We start from the raw sequence: 14,607 nt of genomic DNA, 5'->3' as shown, positions 1-14,607 counted from the left end.
AACCCAGTAAGGTGGACGAGTGACTTTACCGCTGCACCATGAACACCATGGCACCCCGTCCAAGCTCCGGCTCTTCACCTCCGAGTCGGTCACTGAAGGGCACCCGGACAAGATCTGCGACCAAATCAGCGATGCCATCCTGGATGCGCTGCTCGCCGCTGATCCTGAATCCCGCGTGGCCGTTGAAACCATGGCCACCACCGGCCTGGTGCACGTGGCGGGTGAGGTCACTACCGACGCTTACGTGGAAATTCCGCAGATTGTCCGCGAGACGATCCTTGGGATTGGATACGACTCGTCCGCCAACGGCTTCGACGGTGCCCGCTGTGGTGTGTCCGTTTCAATAGGCCAGCAGTCCAACGACATCGCTGGTGGCGTGTTCAACTCACTCGAGGCCCGTGAAGGCCGCCAGGAGGACGACTACGACCTCCAGGGTGCAGGTGATCAGGGCATCATGTTCGGCTACGCCAGCGATGAGACGGCGTCCTATATGCCCACTCCCATCTGGCTGGCCCACCGTTTGTCTGAACGCCTCACCGAAGTCCGCAAGAACGGCGAGCTGGCTTACCTCCGCCCGGATGGCAAGACCCAGGTCACCGTAGGGTACGACGGCGACCGGCCGGTTTCGGTGGAAACTGTGGTCATCTCCAGTCAGCACGCAGAAGAAGCAAGCCTTGAGCAGCTTCGTGCAGACCTTGCCAGCTACGTGATCGACCCCGTGATGTCGGCGTCCAACCTGGATATTGCCCGTACGGCGAACATCCTCAATCCTGCAGGCGCCTTCGTCATCGGCGGCCCGGTAGGCGATGCAGGCCTCACAGGCCGCAAGATCATCGTGGACACCTACGGCGGATTCTCCCGCCACGGCGGTGGCGCCTTCTCCGGCAAGGATCCGTCCAAGGTGGACCGCTCCGCCGCCTACGCCATGCGCTGGGTTGCCAAGAATGTGGTGGCCGCTGGACTGGCCAAGCGCGCCGAGATTCAGATTGCCTACGCAATCGGCCAGGCACGCCCTGTTGGAACATATGTTGAGACCTTCGGCACCGAAACTGTTGATCCGGCGCGCATCAGCGAAGCAATCGACGAACTGTTCGACCTCCGTCCCCGCGCCATCATTGATGCCCTTGACCTCAAGCGGCCCATTTACACCAAGACGGCGGCCCACGGTCACTTCGGTCGCGACGAGCCCGACTTCACGTGGGAACGCCTGGACCGGGTGGCAGACCTGAAGGAATACTTCAACGCCTGACCTGTTTTGTCGTTGGCCCCTGTTTTTGTCGGTGGCCCGTGATTGGCTGGTGCCAGAGAGATGCCCGCAGCGGGTCGATCCCGCTGTGGGCATCCTGCGTTGAGGTGTGTAGAAGCGTTCCATGGGAATCAGCTTGTGCAATGACTGGGAGGTGACGAGCATGACAGGACACGAGGCCCAACAGTCCTTGCTTCAGCCTTCGCTGCTGCAGGGATTTCCGGATCGGGCACCGGTCAACGGACCGCCTCTGGCCGCGAAGGATCCGGTGGCCCGTGTGGTACTGGAGTCATCCGTGCCGCACCTCGACAGGCCCTTTGACTACAGTGTTCCCGCTGACCTCGCCGAAACGGCGGTCCCCGGCGTCCGCGTGAAAGTTAAGTTCAACGGCCAGGAACTGAATGGTTACATTGCTGAGCGCCGCGCGGATTCCGACGCGGCCCATCCGCTAACTCAGCTGCATAAGCTGGTTTCCCCCGTAGCGGTCCTGACTCCGGCCATTATGGGGCTTGCCGGGACTGTCGCCGCCCGTTATGCCGGAACACTGAGCGATGTCCTTAGAACGGCTGTTCCTCCACGGGTGGCGAAGGTGGAGAAGGAACTGCTGGCCGGAGATTCTGAGTCTGACGTAGTGGACCTGAAGCCGGCCACGGATGCCCATGCCTGGGCTTCGTACGCGAACGGGGCCGCTTACCTGCAGCACCTGGCCAGCGGAGGTTCGCCCAAAGCTGTCCTCACGGCTCTTCAGGGCTTTGGCCCTGATGGTTGGCCGGCTCTCGTGGCGTCTGCCGTGGCTACTGTGCGGGCCTCCGGGCGCGGAGCCGTAGTAGTGGTGCCGGACTATCGGGATCTTGAGCAGTTGGAGGCTGCACTTGCCAAGGTCCTGCCGACGTCGGACGTTGCCCGACTAACGGCGGATGATGGCCAAACGCCCCGTTACAGGAATTTCCTGCGACTTCTGAGCGGCGCCGCGGGCGTTGCCATCGGCACGCGTTCGGCGGCGTACGCTCCTGTTCGCGATCTTGGCTTGGTGGTGTGCTGGGACGACGGCGACGACCTCCACATCGAGCAAAGGGCTCCCTATGCACACAGCAGGGAGGTCCTTCTGCTTCGGGCCGAGCAGGAGAATGCCGCCTGCCTCATGGCGTCCCATAGCCGCAGCACCGAACTCCAGCGCCTTGTTGAAAGGCAATGGGCGGTGCCCATTGAAGCGCCGCGCACTACTGTCCGAGCCACCGTGCCCAGAGTCCTCAACACAGCTGACAGTTTCGAGCAAGAACGTGATCCGCTGGCCCGCATTGCCCGTTTGCCCGGCGCAGCATGGCGGGCGGCCAAGGAAGGCCTGGAACGCGGGCCGGTCCTGGTTCAGGTGGCCAGGGCCGGTTACGCCCCGTCCTTGGTGTGTGAGACGTGCCGGGAACTAGCGCGCTGCAACGCCTGCCAGGGCCCCTTGGCCGTGTCCAGCAGTTCCGCGATGCCGGCATGCCGGTGGTGCTCCACCCCCGCTCCTCAATGGCGTTGCGCCCACTGCAGCGGGACAAAGCTGCGCCGTGGAGCGGCTGGAGTCATGCGTACTGCCGAGGAACTGGGACGGGCCTTCCCCGGCAAGGCCGTGGTGACGTCCTCCGGCGAACACATTAAGGCAACAGTCCCGGATGCACCCGCACTGGTAGTCGCTACGGTGGGTGCCGAGCCGGTTGCACCACACGGTTACGCGGCTGCCCTGCTGTTGGACGGCAACTCGCTGCTCCGGCGGGAGAACCTGCGGGCGGGGGAGGACACTGTTCGCCGGTGGTTCAATGCCGCCTCCCTCGTGAAGCCGGCCAGCCAAGGTGGGCTGGTGGTGATTACTGCGGACGACACCGCGGCGACGGGAGCACTGTTGCGGTGGGATGCTTCCGGCTACGCATCACGCGAACTGACGCTTCGGAAGGAGCTGCAGCTGCCCCCGGCGGTCAGGGTGGCTTCCGTGACCGGCGCAAGGGCCGACGTCGTGCATTTCAGTGACGCGCTGGAAGCCAACGCCGAGCTGGCGTCGGCACCGAAACTTCGCAAAGCCGGACCTGCGCCGGTGCAGCTATTCGGAGGAGCCCAGTCGTCAGCAGATGAGAGCGATGCGGAGGTCAGGACGCTCTACTTCATTCCCTACGCTGACGCTGCGACCGCCACCCGTGCCATGCGGGCCGTGAAGGTAGCAAATGCCGCCAAGCGTACCGCTGGCCCTGTGCAATTGCGCTTGGACGGCGTAGACGTCCTCTAGGTCCCTGGTTCATTCACCGGATCAGACGTTTCGGGGTTCTCTATATCCTCAAGTATCTGCAGGCCGCGCTTCGCCCACGCGATTTCCTGCTCGGCATGGGCAAGCTGACCTTCATAGGCGAAGACTTTAAAGCGGACAATATGCTCTCGTTCCTCTTCGGAATACAGGGCGAGGCGCCGGGCAAGCGTGGGATGGGTACGCTGCTCGAGAGCTTCGATCATGTACAGAGTTTGGAGGCGTTGTTCGTCGTAATGGGCTATGTGGGCTCGCAGCTGCGCAGCCGCCACGCCGGACGGTGCCCACTCGAAGTAAGCGGCCCTGAGGCGGGCAGGGTCCCGGTCCCGGACGTAAGTGAGCGGCTGATTCTGCCACTCGATCAGAGCCGCCTCGCCTGCCGGCGCGAGGGCATATTCCGTTTTCGTTGCTCCGCGGGTGCCCCACGGCACAGGCCTGCTGGAGAGTAAGCCCTCGGCGTGCATCCTACGCAGCTCCGGGTAGATCTGGGAGTCGGGGGCGTGCCAGACGTGGCCCACGGAGGAGCTGAACTGCTTGACCAAGTCGTAGCCCGTCAGCGGGCCTGAGGACAGCAGTGCCAGCAGAGCTGAGCGAAGGGTCACACGCGCTCCTTTCAGGACGGCAATTACAGCTTAGCTCCAGAAGAGCTTTGCAAACCACTATCGAGATAGATAGTATGTGTCTCACGTCACCAAATAGCTATGTTGATAGTTATTTTCTGCCCTCCGGCCCGCTCAAAGATGAGGACCGCTTCATGACTGTCTCTGCAACAAAGACCACATCCACCGCCAAGCTCCTGCCCTCTCCGCTCAACGCATGGTTCGTGGCGGGGTGGGATCATGAGATTTCCGCCAAGGGGATTCTGGCCCGCACCATTGCGGGCCGCCCGCTGGCCCTCTACCGAACCGAGGACGGCCGCGCTGTCGCATTGGCCGACGCCTGCTGGCACCGTCTTGCCCCGCTGTCCCAGGGTAAACTCGTGGGCCGCGACGAGATCCAGTGCCCGTACCACGGGCTGCGTTACAACGCTGCTGGCCGTTGCACCTCGATGCCCGCGCAGGAAACCCTCAATCCTTCAGCCACGGTGCCCTCTTTCCCTGTGGTGGAGCGGTACCGCTATGTGTGGGTCTGGCTCGGTGACCCTACGAAGGCCGACCCGGGCCTGTTGCCGGACATGCACCAGTTGGAGAGCTCCGAGTGGGCGGGGGACGGCGAGACCATCCACGCCCCGTGCAACTACCAGCTGGTCCTCGACAACCTTATGGACCTCACCCACGAGGAGTTCGTGCACAGCTCCTCGATCGGGCAAGAGGAACTGTCCGAGTCCGAGTTCGAGGTGACCCACGACGAGGCATCCGTCACTGTCACCCGCTGGATGCGCAACATTGATGCGCCGCCGTTTTGGCTAAAGAACATGCGCGACAAGTTCCCGGACTTCGAGGGAAAGGTGGACCGCTGGCAGATCATCCATTACTACTTCCCGTCCACCATCTGCATCGACGTCGGAGTCGCCGCGGCCGGGACCGGAGCTCCCGAGGGCGATCGCTCCCGCGGGGTGAACGGCTACGTGATGAACACCATCACGCCGGAGACTGAACGTTCCTGCCACTACTTCTGGGCGTTCATGCGCAACTACCGGTTGGAGAGCCAGCTCATCACCACGCAGCTGCGCAAGGGCGTGCACGGGGTCTTCGGCGAAGACGAGGCCATGCTTCTTGCGCAGCAGGCGGCCATCGACGCCAACCCCGACTACGAGTTCTACAACCTCAACATCGACATGGGCGGGATGTGGGTGCGCCGGCTCCTCGAGCGTGCGCTCGAAGCCGAGGGTCGCCTCGCAACCCTGCCGGGCAGCTGAGCAGGGGGAGAAACCATGGCCGATTCCCACCACATCCTCTGGCAGCGGGCCGTCGTCGACGCCGTATCCGACGTGGCAGAGAACATCCGCCGCATCGTCCTGCGTCCGGAGCGTCCCTGCCCCATTCGTCCCGGCGAGCACGTGGATGTCCGCACGACCATCGACGGCGAGCAGCATGTCCGCTCATACTCCGTGGTCAAAGCCGCCGACGATGGCACGCACCTCGCCCTCAGCGTCTACCGGACTCCCAACTCCCGGGGAGGATCCGTGTTCATGCACTCACTCCAGCCGGGGCAGCGCCTGGAGATCACCCAGCCGTTGCAGAACTTCCCGCTGCGGATCGGAGCCCCCTCCTACGTCTTGCTTGCCGGCGGCATCGGCATCACCGCAATCGCCGGGATGGCCGCGTTGCTGCGCCGCCTCGGCGCCGACTACCGCCTGGTCTATGTGGCCCGTTCCCGGGATGCGATGGCCTACCTGGATGACCTCGCCGCCATGCACGGGGACCGTTTCGAGGCGCACGTCGACGCGGAGGGCGCTCCCCTTGACGTCCGGGCTCTCGTGGGCTCAGCCCCCGAGGACGCAGAGTTTTACATGTGCGGGCCTATCCGGCTCATGGACGCTGTCCGCCGTGCATGGACCGAACGGGAGCTCGAACCCACGAACCTGCGCTACGAGACTTTCGGCAACAGCGGCTGGTACGAGGCAGAACCGTTCACCGTACGGATACCGCGGCTGGGGGTAGAGACAATTGTTGGTTCCGACGAGTCCGTGCTGGAGGCCCTCGAACGTGATGGCGTGGACATGATGTCGGACTGCCGCAAGGGTGAGTGCGGCCTGTGCCAGGTCAAGGTCCTTGAGCTCGCCGGACGGATCGACCACCGCGACGTTTTCTATTCGGACCGCCAGAAGGAACCCAACACCAAAATGTGTTGCTGCGTCTCGCGGGTGGCCGCCGCCGAACCGGGCACAGACCCGACGCCCCGTCCCACCATCCTCACCATCGACGTCCCCTGAGAGGCATCAGCACCATGGATATCAGACACCAGATCGACGCATCCAAGATGTCGTCCTACCAGTGGCTCATCATCGCCGTGACCACTTTCCTCAACGCCCTCGACGGCTACGACGTGCTGGCCATGGCCTTTACAGCCACGTCCGTGACCAAGGAGTTCGGACTTTCCGGTTCCCAGCTTGGCTGGCTGCTCAGCGCGGGCCTCATCGGTATGGCCGTGGGTTCGCTCGTCCTCGGGCCCTTCGCGGACCGCTACGGCCGACGCAAGATCCTTATCGTGGCACTGGCTATCAACGCCGTCGGACTGTTCCTGTCCACAACAGCGAACTCCGCGCTTGAGCTCGGCCTGTGGCGCGTCGTCACAGGACTGGGTGTGGGCGGCATCCTCGCCTCCGCGACTGTGATCACGAGTGAGTACGCCAATGCCCGCCGTCGCGGTATGGCCGTCAGCATCTTCACCGCGGGCTATGGAGTAGGTGCCACGCTCGGTGGGATGGGAGCGACCCAGCTCATCCCCGCCTTCGGGTGGCGCTCCGTGTTCCTTGTTGGTGGCCTGCTGACTCTCCTGGCGATCGCTCTGGTGGTTGTCCTCATGCCCGAGTCCGTCGACTACCTCCGCTCCCGGCGACCGGAGGGCGCGGCCGCGAAGCTCCAGCGCATCGCCGGCCGTCTGGGTCTCGAGGGTGACGTCAATCCCGGTCCTGCCCCTGTGAGCGCCGGTAAGCAGCAGGGCAGCGTGGCGGTGCTCCTGAGCCCGCGGTACCGCACTGCCAGCATCCTGCTTTGGATCTCCTTCTTCGTCATCATGTTCGGCTTCTACTTCGCCAACTCATGGACGCCCCGGCTGCTCGTGGAATCAGGGATGACGGAGCAGCAGGGCATCATCGGCGGACTCATGCTCACCGTGGGCGGAACCTTCGGTTCGTTGCTCTACGGGGTGCTCACAACCCGGTGGGACGCGCGGTTGACCCTCATGGTCTTCACCGTGCTCTCGGCCGTGACCCTCGTCCTGTTCATCACCACAAGCCCCCTGCCGCTGCTGGCGTTCTCGTCCGGCGTGGTCGTCGGGATGCTCGTCAACGGTTGCATCGCTGGCCTCTACACCGTGGCTCCCATGACCTACGAGCCTGGTGTCCGCACCACGGGTGTGGGCTGGGGGATTGGTATCGGCCGGGCCGGTGCCATCCTCGCTCCCATTGCGGTCGGCGCGCTGCTTGACAACGGATGGAACCCCCACCAGCTCTACATCGGAGTGGCCGTGGTGGTCCTCCTCGCGGCAGTCGCCCTGTTTCGACTGCGGCCCTACGAAGAGATTGCATCCTCCGCAACCAACCAGCCTGCGTCAAGAGCGACTACTGGATGACAGGGTGCCGCCCCTGGACCTGGGAGTGCGCTAAGCGCGTTCCCGGGTCTTGCGTGCGCGCCGGGCCACAACTTCTTCCGCCGCAGCCACGAGCTGCCGTGCAGACTCGTCCCAGTTGAATTCTGCAGCGCGTTGCACTGACTTGCGGGAGCGTTGCTGCCAAAGTGCGTCGTCGGCAAGGGCCGTCACAGCGGCCGCGAATTCCGTCGGCGATTCGGGGTGGACGTAGCTGACGGCGTCACCACCCACTTCACGGAAAATCGGAATATCGCTTGCGATAACGGGGGTGCCCAAGGCCATTGCCTCCACCAGCGGCAAACCGTACCCTTCGGCCCGTGACAGGCTGATCAACGCGGTGGCCCGCAGCAGGAGTTCGTCGTACTCGGCGTCAGTGACACCGTTATGGAACAGCACCTTTGCTCCATCGGGGATCAACGCCTCCAACTCGGCTTTGCGCTCGGGGGTGATCCGGCTGAGCAAATGCAACGTGTAATCGTGCAGTCCGGACATGCCCCGGATCATGGTTTCCACGTTCTTGTAAGGCATGAACGAACCCATGTAGAGGAGGGATTTATCTGCGCCTCCTTCAGGGTCGCGGGGTGTTTGACCGGGTTGGGGTGCGTTGCCCACGATGCGCACGGGACGCTTGGTCAGTTTGTACTTGGCCATGAGGGCTTCAGTGGTGCGGCTGATGGTGGCCACGATGTCCGCGCGGTCGAGCAGGAGCCTCTGCGGCCAGAACGCCTTGTGGTAGAGCCTCCAGAGAAGGCGAACGGGGGCTGGCAGGAAGCCCGGGGGAGTCGGGTGCTCATAGTAAATGAGGTCATGAAGGGTAAGCACCAGTCCATAACGGCGGCCCACGGTGCCCATGGTCTGCATAGGACACACCACCACGTCAGCACCAAGGGGGTTGACCTTGCGGGCGACGAACAATTCCATAGGTGACAGGGGGCTGTTGAGCATCACGTACGGGACGTCGGGCAGAAGTGCCAGTTGGCGCTTGTCGCTGATGAGCATGGTGACATCGGCGATTTTGGACGTTGCGGCTATGAGGCTGGAACCGTAGCGGCTGATGCCATCGTGATGGTCCGTTCGGGTAAAGCGGGCGTCGATGACAATTTTCACGCGGGATGTTCCTCCAGGAAGGTACGGATTGCTTCAGCGGCCGGAACCGGCGTCTCATAGTGGATAAGATGCCCGACGTCGGGAATCACTTCCAGCTTTGCGTCAGGTAGTCGCTTCATGAGTTTGTGCTGGTTGGGAAGAGTGGCGATCTCATCTTTTTCGCCGGCGATCAACAGTACGGGAAGTGTTAGTTTCCCGGCGACCTCGGCCACGTTGCCCGAGACGGAGGCCTTGAACGATTCGAGCAGGCTCTTCCTGTCTGCGAAGGCACTGAAATATGCGTCGTGCTGGCCGTGGATGAAACGACGAAGGGCTCTGTCCTTGGTTTTGGCCATGGTGATGCTCATGATGCGAACGATCACCCGATTCCGAAGGACCGCTAGTCCGAGCTGGCGGGGAAGCTTGGCGGACGCCTGGTAGTACAGCACCGCTAGTTTGGTCATGATGCCCTTGGGACCCTCCAACGCGGGTGCGGCAATGGGGTTGATCAGGATCAGCGGATAGACGGTTCCGGGATTCGCGGCGACGAAGTGGCTGGCCACGATGGAGCCGAAGGAGTGGCCCAGCAGGACAGTCTCGTCATTCAAATCGAGCGCGGCCATGAAACCGGAGATGAACTTTCCATAGCGCTCAACGCAGTGTTCATCGTGGACGAAAGGCTCCGAGCTTCCGAAGGCCGGCAAGTCCGGCATGATGATCCGCATCCCGGGAAGTTGGTCGGCTACGCGCAGCAATCCGTGGTGGTCACCCCGGAAACCGTGGATCACCAGGATGGTGCGCGTCAGGGGAGTGACGGTGACCGGCTCGTAGGTCCAGTAAGCTACCTTGCTGCCATCCACCTCAACCTCCGAGGCATGCGTCCGCCCCGGCAAGGATTCGCTGAAGAATTCGCTGGGGGCCTGCGCACCCTGTGGGGAGTGCGCGGTGTCCACGTTGTCCATTTGTCTATTCCTAGTTCACGTTGTCCGGGTGGGACCCGGTCCGATGGTGGCGTTCCAATGCGGCTATGCCGTCCATATCCCCGGCGTCCAATTCAAAATCGAAGACGGCGATGTTTTCCTTGATCCGTCCGGCCGAGCTTGCCTTGGGAATGACCAGGTTCCCCAGCTGAAGATGCCACCGCAGAATGACCTGGGCCGGAGTCCGGCCGTACTTTTCTGATAGCGAGACAATAGCGGGGTCAGCCAGGACTTGCCCGCGACCAAGGGGACTCCACGCCTCGGTACGGATTCCGAGTTGCTCGTGCAACGTCCGCAATCTGGTCTGCTGCAACCAGGGGTGCAGTTCTATCTGGTTAACTGCGGGAACAACCTCTGCCTTTTGCATGAGCTCATCCAGGTGTCCGGGCTGGAAATTGGAAACACCTATGGCCCGGATTTTGCCTTCCCTGTAAAGGGTTTCCATGGCTTTGTAGCTTTCCACGAACAACCCCCGGCCGGCGCACGGCCAGTGGATGAGGTAGAGGTCCACGTAATCAAGTCCAAGGTTCGCCATGGACGTGTCGAACGCCCGTAGTGTCGCGTCGTAGCCCTGGTCATCGTTCCAGACCTTGGTGGTAACGAAGAGGTCTTCGCGTGCCAGCGCGTGTACCGACTCGCCGGAGCCACCGGTACCTCTGTTGGCTTCCGCGGCGTCACCGATCGCACCGCCGAGAGCGCGGCCCACCCCGACTTCGTTGCCGTACATCGCGGCAGTATCAAACCGGCGGTAGCCCTCACCCAAAGCCGTGGCAACCAAGGCCTCTGCGTCTTTGGCGGGAACTTTATAGAGCCCGTATCCCATGCGATCCATCTGAACGCCGTTGTTTAGTGCCAGCCTGTTCGATGTCAGCTTGGATGGGGATCTCATAGCAACGACTCTACCCATTCCTTGCACGATTGCTTCAGGAATGGCCATTGAAACTCACCAGGCGTCGGGCTGAGGCTTCGTCCAGAATGAGGTCCGTCGCGAGTCCCGCAGCCAGGGCTCCTTGGAGGCCATTGATCTTGGATGCCCCGGAGACCACGCAGATCCGTCGCCTGACTTGCCGCAATTGTTCATGGCTGGGACCGGTTGACCTCTCATTCAAGGTGATGCCGTCAGAGGAACCATCACTCCGGAAGAAGACCGTCGCTACATCGCCCACAACATCGTCTGCGGCCAGCATGGTGAGGTCGTGTTCATCGAGGTATCCGCCGGCATAGACATGGCTCGGGTAGTCCGAGTCCACAGATCCGACGCCGAAGATAGCGATGCTCATCCGGGCCTGCAGGTCCAGGATGCGTTGAACGCTGCGCTCATTCCACATGGCGGTCTTGGTGGAGGCATGATCAAAAAAAGCCGGAACAGGGAACTGTTCCACGCGGGCGCCGTACGCACTGCCGAAGCGGCGCATGATGTCACTGGCATACGTAATGCCGGTGGTTTGCATGTTGCCGGCGCCATTGAGCTGGACCACGATGCTGTCGTGGGTCACCTTGCGCGTGAGGTGCCTGCTGACCGCGCTGAGCGTCGCACCCCAGGCCACTCCGATGATGGCATTCGAGTCCACCAAAGGTCCGATTGTCCGTGCAGCCTGCATGGCTACGCGGTCCAGGGTCTCTGCTTCGTTGAGCGTGTCCAGTACCGGAACCACGTGGACATCCACGCCGTATTGGTTCCGGATCTGGCTTTCCAGCTCAGGTCCGGTATCGAAAGGGCTTCGAATCTGGACCTGCACGAGGCCCGTTTCCCTCGCCGAAGACAACAGCCTGGACACCGTGGACCTGGATGTCCTCAGCTCCCGGGCGATCGCATCCATGGTGAGGTCCTGCAGGTAGTACATCTGTGCAGCCCGGAGTGCATCCGAGTGACGTGATCGTCCCATCTCATTTCCTTACTGCACGTTTGTGCAAATAGCTTGACTCCATTTTCCACCTTCGCCAGATTAGTGGTGAACGGTGCAGCAGCGAGTGGCGCGGCGCACGAACCAAGCCCAAGGGAGCAGTTTTGGGACACAACAGGATTTCCGGTACCTCACAGCACACACAGCGCGACTCCGTCGTTGCACTGCAGGAGCGGCCCTCGGCCAAGGTACTCATCATCGGCGGTGGCATCAATGGTGTCGGAACGTTCCGCGATCTCGCCCTCCAGGGTGTCGACGTCGCGCTTGTTGAACGTGGTGACTACTGCCAAGGTGCCAGCGGTGCCTCCTCCCACATGATCCACGGCGGCATCCGGTACCTGGAAAACGGCGAGTTCCGCTTGGTCCAGGAGTCCGTGGTCGAGCGCAACAGGCTCCTGCGGATCGCGCCCCACTACGTGAAGCCGCTGCAGACCACCATCCCGATCTTCAGCACGTTCTCCGGCATCCTGTCTGCACCCATGCGCTTCCTCACCCACAAGCAAGGCAAGCCCAAGGAACGCGGCGCTTTCCTGATCAAGGTTGGCCTGAGCATGTATGACTTCTTCTCCCGCGACGGCGGCAGCGTACCGCGCCACCAGTTCCGTGGGCGGACCAAGGCCTTGGCTGAACTTCCCAAACTTCATTCCGGCATCAAGTACGCCGCTACCTACTTTGATGCTTCGGTTCATAACCCGGAGCGTCTGACCCTTGACGTCCTGCAGGACGGGGAGAAAGCAGGCCGTGGCGGAGGACTCCCAGGAGGAAGCGCCCGCGCCAGCAACTACGTTTCTCTCGTGTCCATGGGCTCGGACGGAGTCCGGCTCCGTGATGAACTGACGGGCAAGGAATTCGACTTCCAGGCGGACGTCATCGTCAACACCACGGGGGCCTGGGTTGACCTCACCAACCAGGCCATGGGCGCAGTCAGCAAGTTCATGGGCGGCACCAAGGGATCGCACATCGTCCTGGACCACCCGGAACTGCTGGCAGCGTGCAACGGCCGCGAAATCTTCTTCGAGCACACCGATGGCCGTATCGTCCTGATCTACCCCATGGGGGACCGCGTGCTGGTAGGCACCACGGATGTGGACGCTGATATGTCCCAGGACGCCGTGTGCACTGAAGAAGAAATCGACTACTTCTTCGACCTCGTCGGCCACGTGTTTCCCACCATCAAGGTGGAGCGCGACCAGATCGTCTACAGCTTCGCCGGTGTCCGGCCCCTGCCGCGCCACGACGAAACCCAGCCGGGATTCGTCTCACGCGACTACCGCATCGAACGCAGCGTCCGCACCGGCAGCGGCTCCATCGCTACGCCAGGCGGTAAGGCCGCCGTCGTGCTCAGCCTGGTGGGCGGCAAGTGGACCACCTTCCGCGCCCTGGCCGAACACATGACCAATGACGTCCTCCGCGAACTGGGCATGGAGCGCAAGGTCTCGACGGCGAAACTCGCTATCGGCGGCGGCGCCGGCTTCCCTGCCACTGAACAAGGGGAGCAGGAATGGATCAAGAAGCACATGGGGCCGGGGTTGGATGCTGACCGCGTGGCCGTCCTGTTGACCCGGTACGGAACGCGCGCAGATGCCGTCATCGACTACCTGAATGCCGGACACGACACTCCGCTGCGTTCCACCCGCGAACTGAGCGTCCGGGAGCTGGCGTTCATGGCCGAGCACGAGCAGATCGGGCACCTGGTGGATGTCCTCATCCGCAGGACGTCGCTGGCGTTCCGTGGGCTTGTCACCGGGGAGTTGCTCAATGAAATAGCAGCAGCGTTGGCCGAGCCTCTTGGTTGGGATGCTGCTGCCCGTGAAGCAGAAATCCGCCACGCCCAGGAAGTACTGCAACGGTTCCACAAGGTTGACGTGCACAGTCTCGTAGCCTGACACCAAGCAGCGGAAACAGCTTGACCGTCCCAATGTGCGGCAGGGGCGGAATGGGGTAGGTGGGCCCGCCAGGGGACCACCACACCGGGACGGTTCCGGAGACAACGGAACCGTCCCAACAGCCTCTTCACCCGCGAGGGGGCTGACAACAGAAAAATGAGGAGTCAAAGATGTCTCTTGGAATTGTTTTCCTTTCCGAAGTATTCGGAACCATGATGCTGACCCTGCTGGGTTGCGGCGTTGTGGCAAACGTTGCGCTCAAAGGCACCAAGGGCAACAACGGTGGATTCTTGATGGTGACCTGGGGCTGGGGTATTGCGGTCTTCGCGGGCGTTTTCGTGGCCGCAAAGTCCGGTGCGCACCTTAACCCGGCCGTCACCCTGGGCCTGTTGGTCAACGGCAAAGCAGAATACGCCCCCGGTGTTCCCGTGGATTTCGCGTCCACGCTGACGTACTTCGGCGCTGAACTGCTCGGCGCTTTCCTGGGTGCAGTTGTTTGCTGGCTCGCTTACAAGCAGCACTTCGATGAAGAGCCCCTCGCAGCGAGCAAGCTGGGCACCTTCTCCACCGGTCCGGCCATCCGCTCCACCCCGTGGAACCTCATCACGGAAATCATCGGCACGTTCGTCCTGGTCTTCGTCATCCTGACCTTCGGCGGGACCCCTTCGGGCCTCGGCCCGCTGGCTGTTGCACTGCTCGTTGTTGGCATCGGTGTTTCCCTCGGTGGTCCCACCGGTTACGCCATCAACCCTGCACGTGACCTCGGTCCCCGCATCGCCCACGCCATCCTTCCCATCAAGGGCAAGGGCACCAGCGACTGGGCCTACTCCTGGATTCCCGTCGTCGGACCGCTGGTTGGCGGCGCCCTTGCAGGCGTCGTTGCCCTCTGGGTACCGGACATCATGCCTGCAATCGCAGGCTAGTTCCGCACGTACGCACTTCGCTTCACCGCACGTTGTAGATAAAACACTTGAGA

The 14,607-nt window shown here is 62.5% G+C and carries 12 protein-coding genes; 7 read left to right on the top strand and 5 right to left on the bottom strand.

Features of this window, described 5'->3' with window-relative positions; translation table 11 throughout:
• Positions 1–19 precede the first annotated feature (19 nt).
• Positions 20–1,249, top strand: a complete 1,230-nt coding sequence (metK, locus tag ACNAOT_RS12075; protein WP_017197561.1) for a methionine adenosyltransferase — start codon at positions 20–22, stop codon at positions 1,247–1,249.
• A gap of 160 nt (positions 1,250–1,409) precedes the next feature.
• Positions 1,410–3,506: a primosomal protein N' gene (locus ACNAOT_RS12070; protein ID WP_420178193.1), complete on the top strand. Its 2,097-nt coding sequence runs from the start codon at positions 1,410–1,412 to the stop codon at positions 3,504–3,506.
• Here ACNAOT_RS12070 and ACNAOT_RS12065 read toward each other — a convergent pair.
• The gene (locus ACNAOT_RS12065; protein ID WP_420178192.1) at positions 3,503–4,123 is read right to left on the bottom strand and encodes a PadR family transcriptional regulator; all 621 of its coding nucleotides are present in this window, start codon (positions 4,121–4,123) and stop codon (positions 3,503–3,505) included. The two genes, ACNAOT_RS12070 and ACNAOT_RS12065, sit on opposite strands and share 4 nt — an antisense overlap.
• A gap of 152 nt (positions 4,124–4,275) precedes the next feature.
• On the opposite strand from ACNAOT_RS12065, the gene ACNAOT_RS12060 reads away from it, so the two are divergent.
• From ACNAOT_RS12060 to ACNAOT_RS12050, 3 genes are read left to right on the top strand one after another with little or no spacing between them, the layout of a single operon-like run.
• Entirely contained in the window at positions 4,276–5,379 is a 1,104-nt protein-coding gene (locus ACNAOT_RS12060; protein ID WP_420178191.1) for an aromatic ring-hydroxylating dioxygenase subunit alpha, read from the top strand.
• A 15-nt stretch (positions 5,380–5,394) separates the two neighbouring features.
• Complete coding sequence (locus ACNAOT_RS12055; protein ID WP_420178190.1) at positions 5,395–6,396, top strand: PDR/VanB family oxidoreductase; 1,002 nt, start codon at positions 5,395–5,397, stop codon at positions 6,394–6,396.
• Between the two features lie 14 nt (positions 6,397–6,410).
• The gene (locus ACNAOT_RS12050) at positions 6,411–7,757 is read left to right on the top strand and encodes an MFS transporter (RefSeq protein WP_420178189.1); all 1,347 of its coding nucleotides are present in this window, start codon (positions 6,411–6,413) and stop codon (positions 7,755–7,757) included.
• Between the two features lie 30 nt (positions 7,758–7,787).
• Here the strand turns inward: ACNAOT_RS12050 and ACNAOT_RS12045 are convergent, their stop codons facing one another.
• Genes ACNAOT_RS12045 through ACNAOT_RS12030 form a run of 4 tightly spaced genes read right to left on the bottom strand, consistent with a single transcriptional unit; the run spans position 7,788 to position 11,727 of the window.
• Entirely contained in the window at positions 7,788–8,882 is a 1,095-nt protein-coding gene (locus tag ACNAOT_RS12045) for a glycosyltransferase family 4 protein (RefSeq protein ID WP_420178188.1), read from the bottom strand.
• A complete protein-coding gene (locus tag ACNAOT_RS12040) occupies positions 8,879–9,823 on the bottom strand; it encodes an alpha/beta fold hydrolase (protein WP_420178187.1) in 945 nt (314 codons plus the stop codon). Before ACNAOT_RS12040 ends, ACNAOT_RS12045 begins: the two co-directional genes overlap by 4 nt.
• A gap of 10 nt (positions 9,824–9,833) precedes the next feature.
• Positions 9,834–10,730 (bottom strand): aldo/keto reductase, encoded by an 897-nt coding sequence (locus ACNAOT_RS12035; RefSeq protein ID WP_179016537.1) that lies wholly within the window; start codon positions 10,728–10,730, stop codon positions 9,834–9,836.
• Positions 10,731–10,764: 34 nt separating this feature from the next.
• On the bottom strand, positions 10,765–11,727 hold the full coding sequence (locus tag ACNAOT_RS12030; RefSeq protein ID WP_178992641.1) for a sugar-binding transcriptional regulator: 963 nt from the start codon (positions 11,725–11,727) through the stop codon (positions 10,765–10,767).
• A 122-nt stretch (positions 11,728–11,849) separates the two neighbouring features.
• On the opposite strand from ACNAOT_RS12030, the gene ACNAOT_RS12025 reads away from it, so the two are divergent.
• Entirely contained in the window at positions 11,850–13,631 is a 1,782-nt protein-coding gene (locus tag ACNAOT_RS12025; RefSeq protein ID WP_420178186.1) for a glycerol-3-phosphate dehydrogenase/oxidase, read from the top strand.
• Between the two features lie 170 nt (positions 13,632–13,801).
• Positions 13,802–14,554: an MIP/aquaporin family protein gene (locus tag ACNAOT_RS12020; protein ID WP_420178185.1), complete on the top strand. Its 753-nt coding sequence runs from the start codon at positions 13,802–13,804 to the stop codon at positions 14,552–14,554.
• The last annotated feature ends 53 nt before the right edge of the window (positions 14,555–14,607 follow it).

It is taken from the genome of Paenarthrobacter sp. TA1.8 (assembly GCF_048595705.1).
Classification (GTDB): Bacteria; Actinomycetota; Actinomycetes; order Actinomycetales; family Micrococcaceae; genus Arthrobacter; species Arthrobacter nitroguajacolicus.
The sequence above is the reverse complement of the archived record's forward strand: the minus strand, read 5'-3'. Positions and strand labels throughout refer to the sequence as shown.

What these genes read in the sequence shown, in the direction of transcription:
- ACNAOT_RS12070 (WP_420178193.1), top strand. Translation starts at nt 1,410, where the DNA reads ATGACAGGACACGAGGCCCAACAGTCCTTGCTTCAGCCTTCGCTGCTG.
- ACNAOT_RS12060 (WP_420178191.1), top strand. Translation starts at nt 4,276, where the DNA reads ATGACTGTCTCTGCAACAAAGACCACATCCACCGCCAAGCTCCTGCCC.
- ACNAOT_RS12055 (WP_420178190.1), top strand. Translation starts at nt 5,395, where the DNA reads ATGGCCGATTCCCACCACATCCTCTGGCAGCGGGCCGTCGTCGACGCC.
- ACNAOT_RS12050 (WP_420178189.1), top strand. Translation starts at nt 6,411, where the DNA reads ATGGATATCAGACACCAGATCGACGCATCCAAGATGTCGTCCTACCAG.
- ACNAOT_RS12040 (WP_420178187.1), bottom strand. Translation starts at nt 9,823, where the DNA reads ATGGACAACGTGGACACCGCGCACTCCCCACAGGGTGCGCAGGCCCCC.
- ACNAOT_RS12035 (WP_179016537.1), bottom strand. Translation starts at nt 10,730, where the DNA reads ATGAGATCCCCATCCAAGCTGACATCGAACAGGCTGGCACTAAACAAC.
- ACNAOT_RS12030 (WP_178992641.1), bottom strand. Translation starts at nt 11,727, where the DNA reads ATGGGACGATCACGTCACTCGGATGCACTCCGGGCTGCACAGATGTAC.
- ACNAOT_RS12020 (WP_420178185.1), top strand. Translation starts at nt 13,802, where the DNA reads ATGTCTCTTGGAATTGTTTTCCTTTCCGAAGTATTCGGAACCATGATG.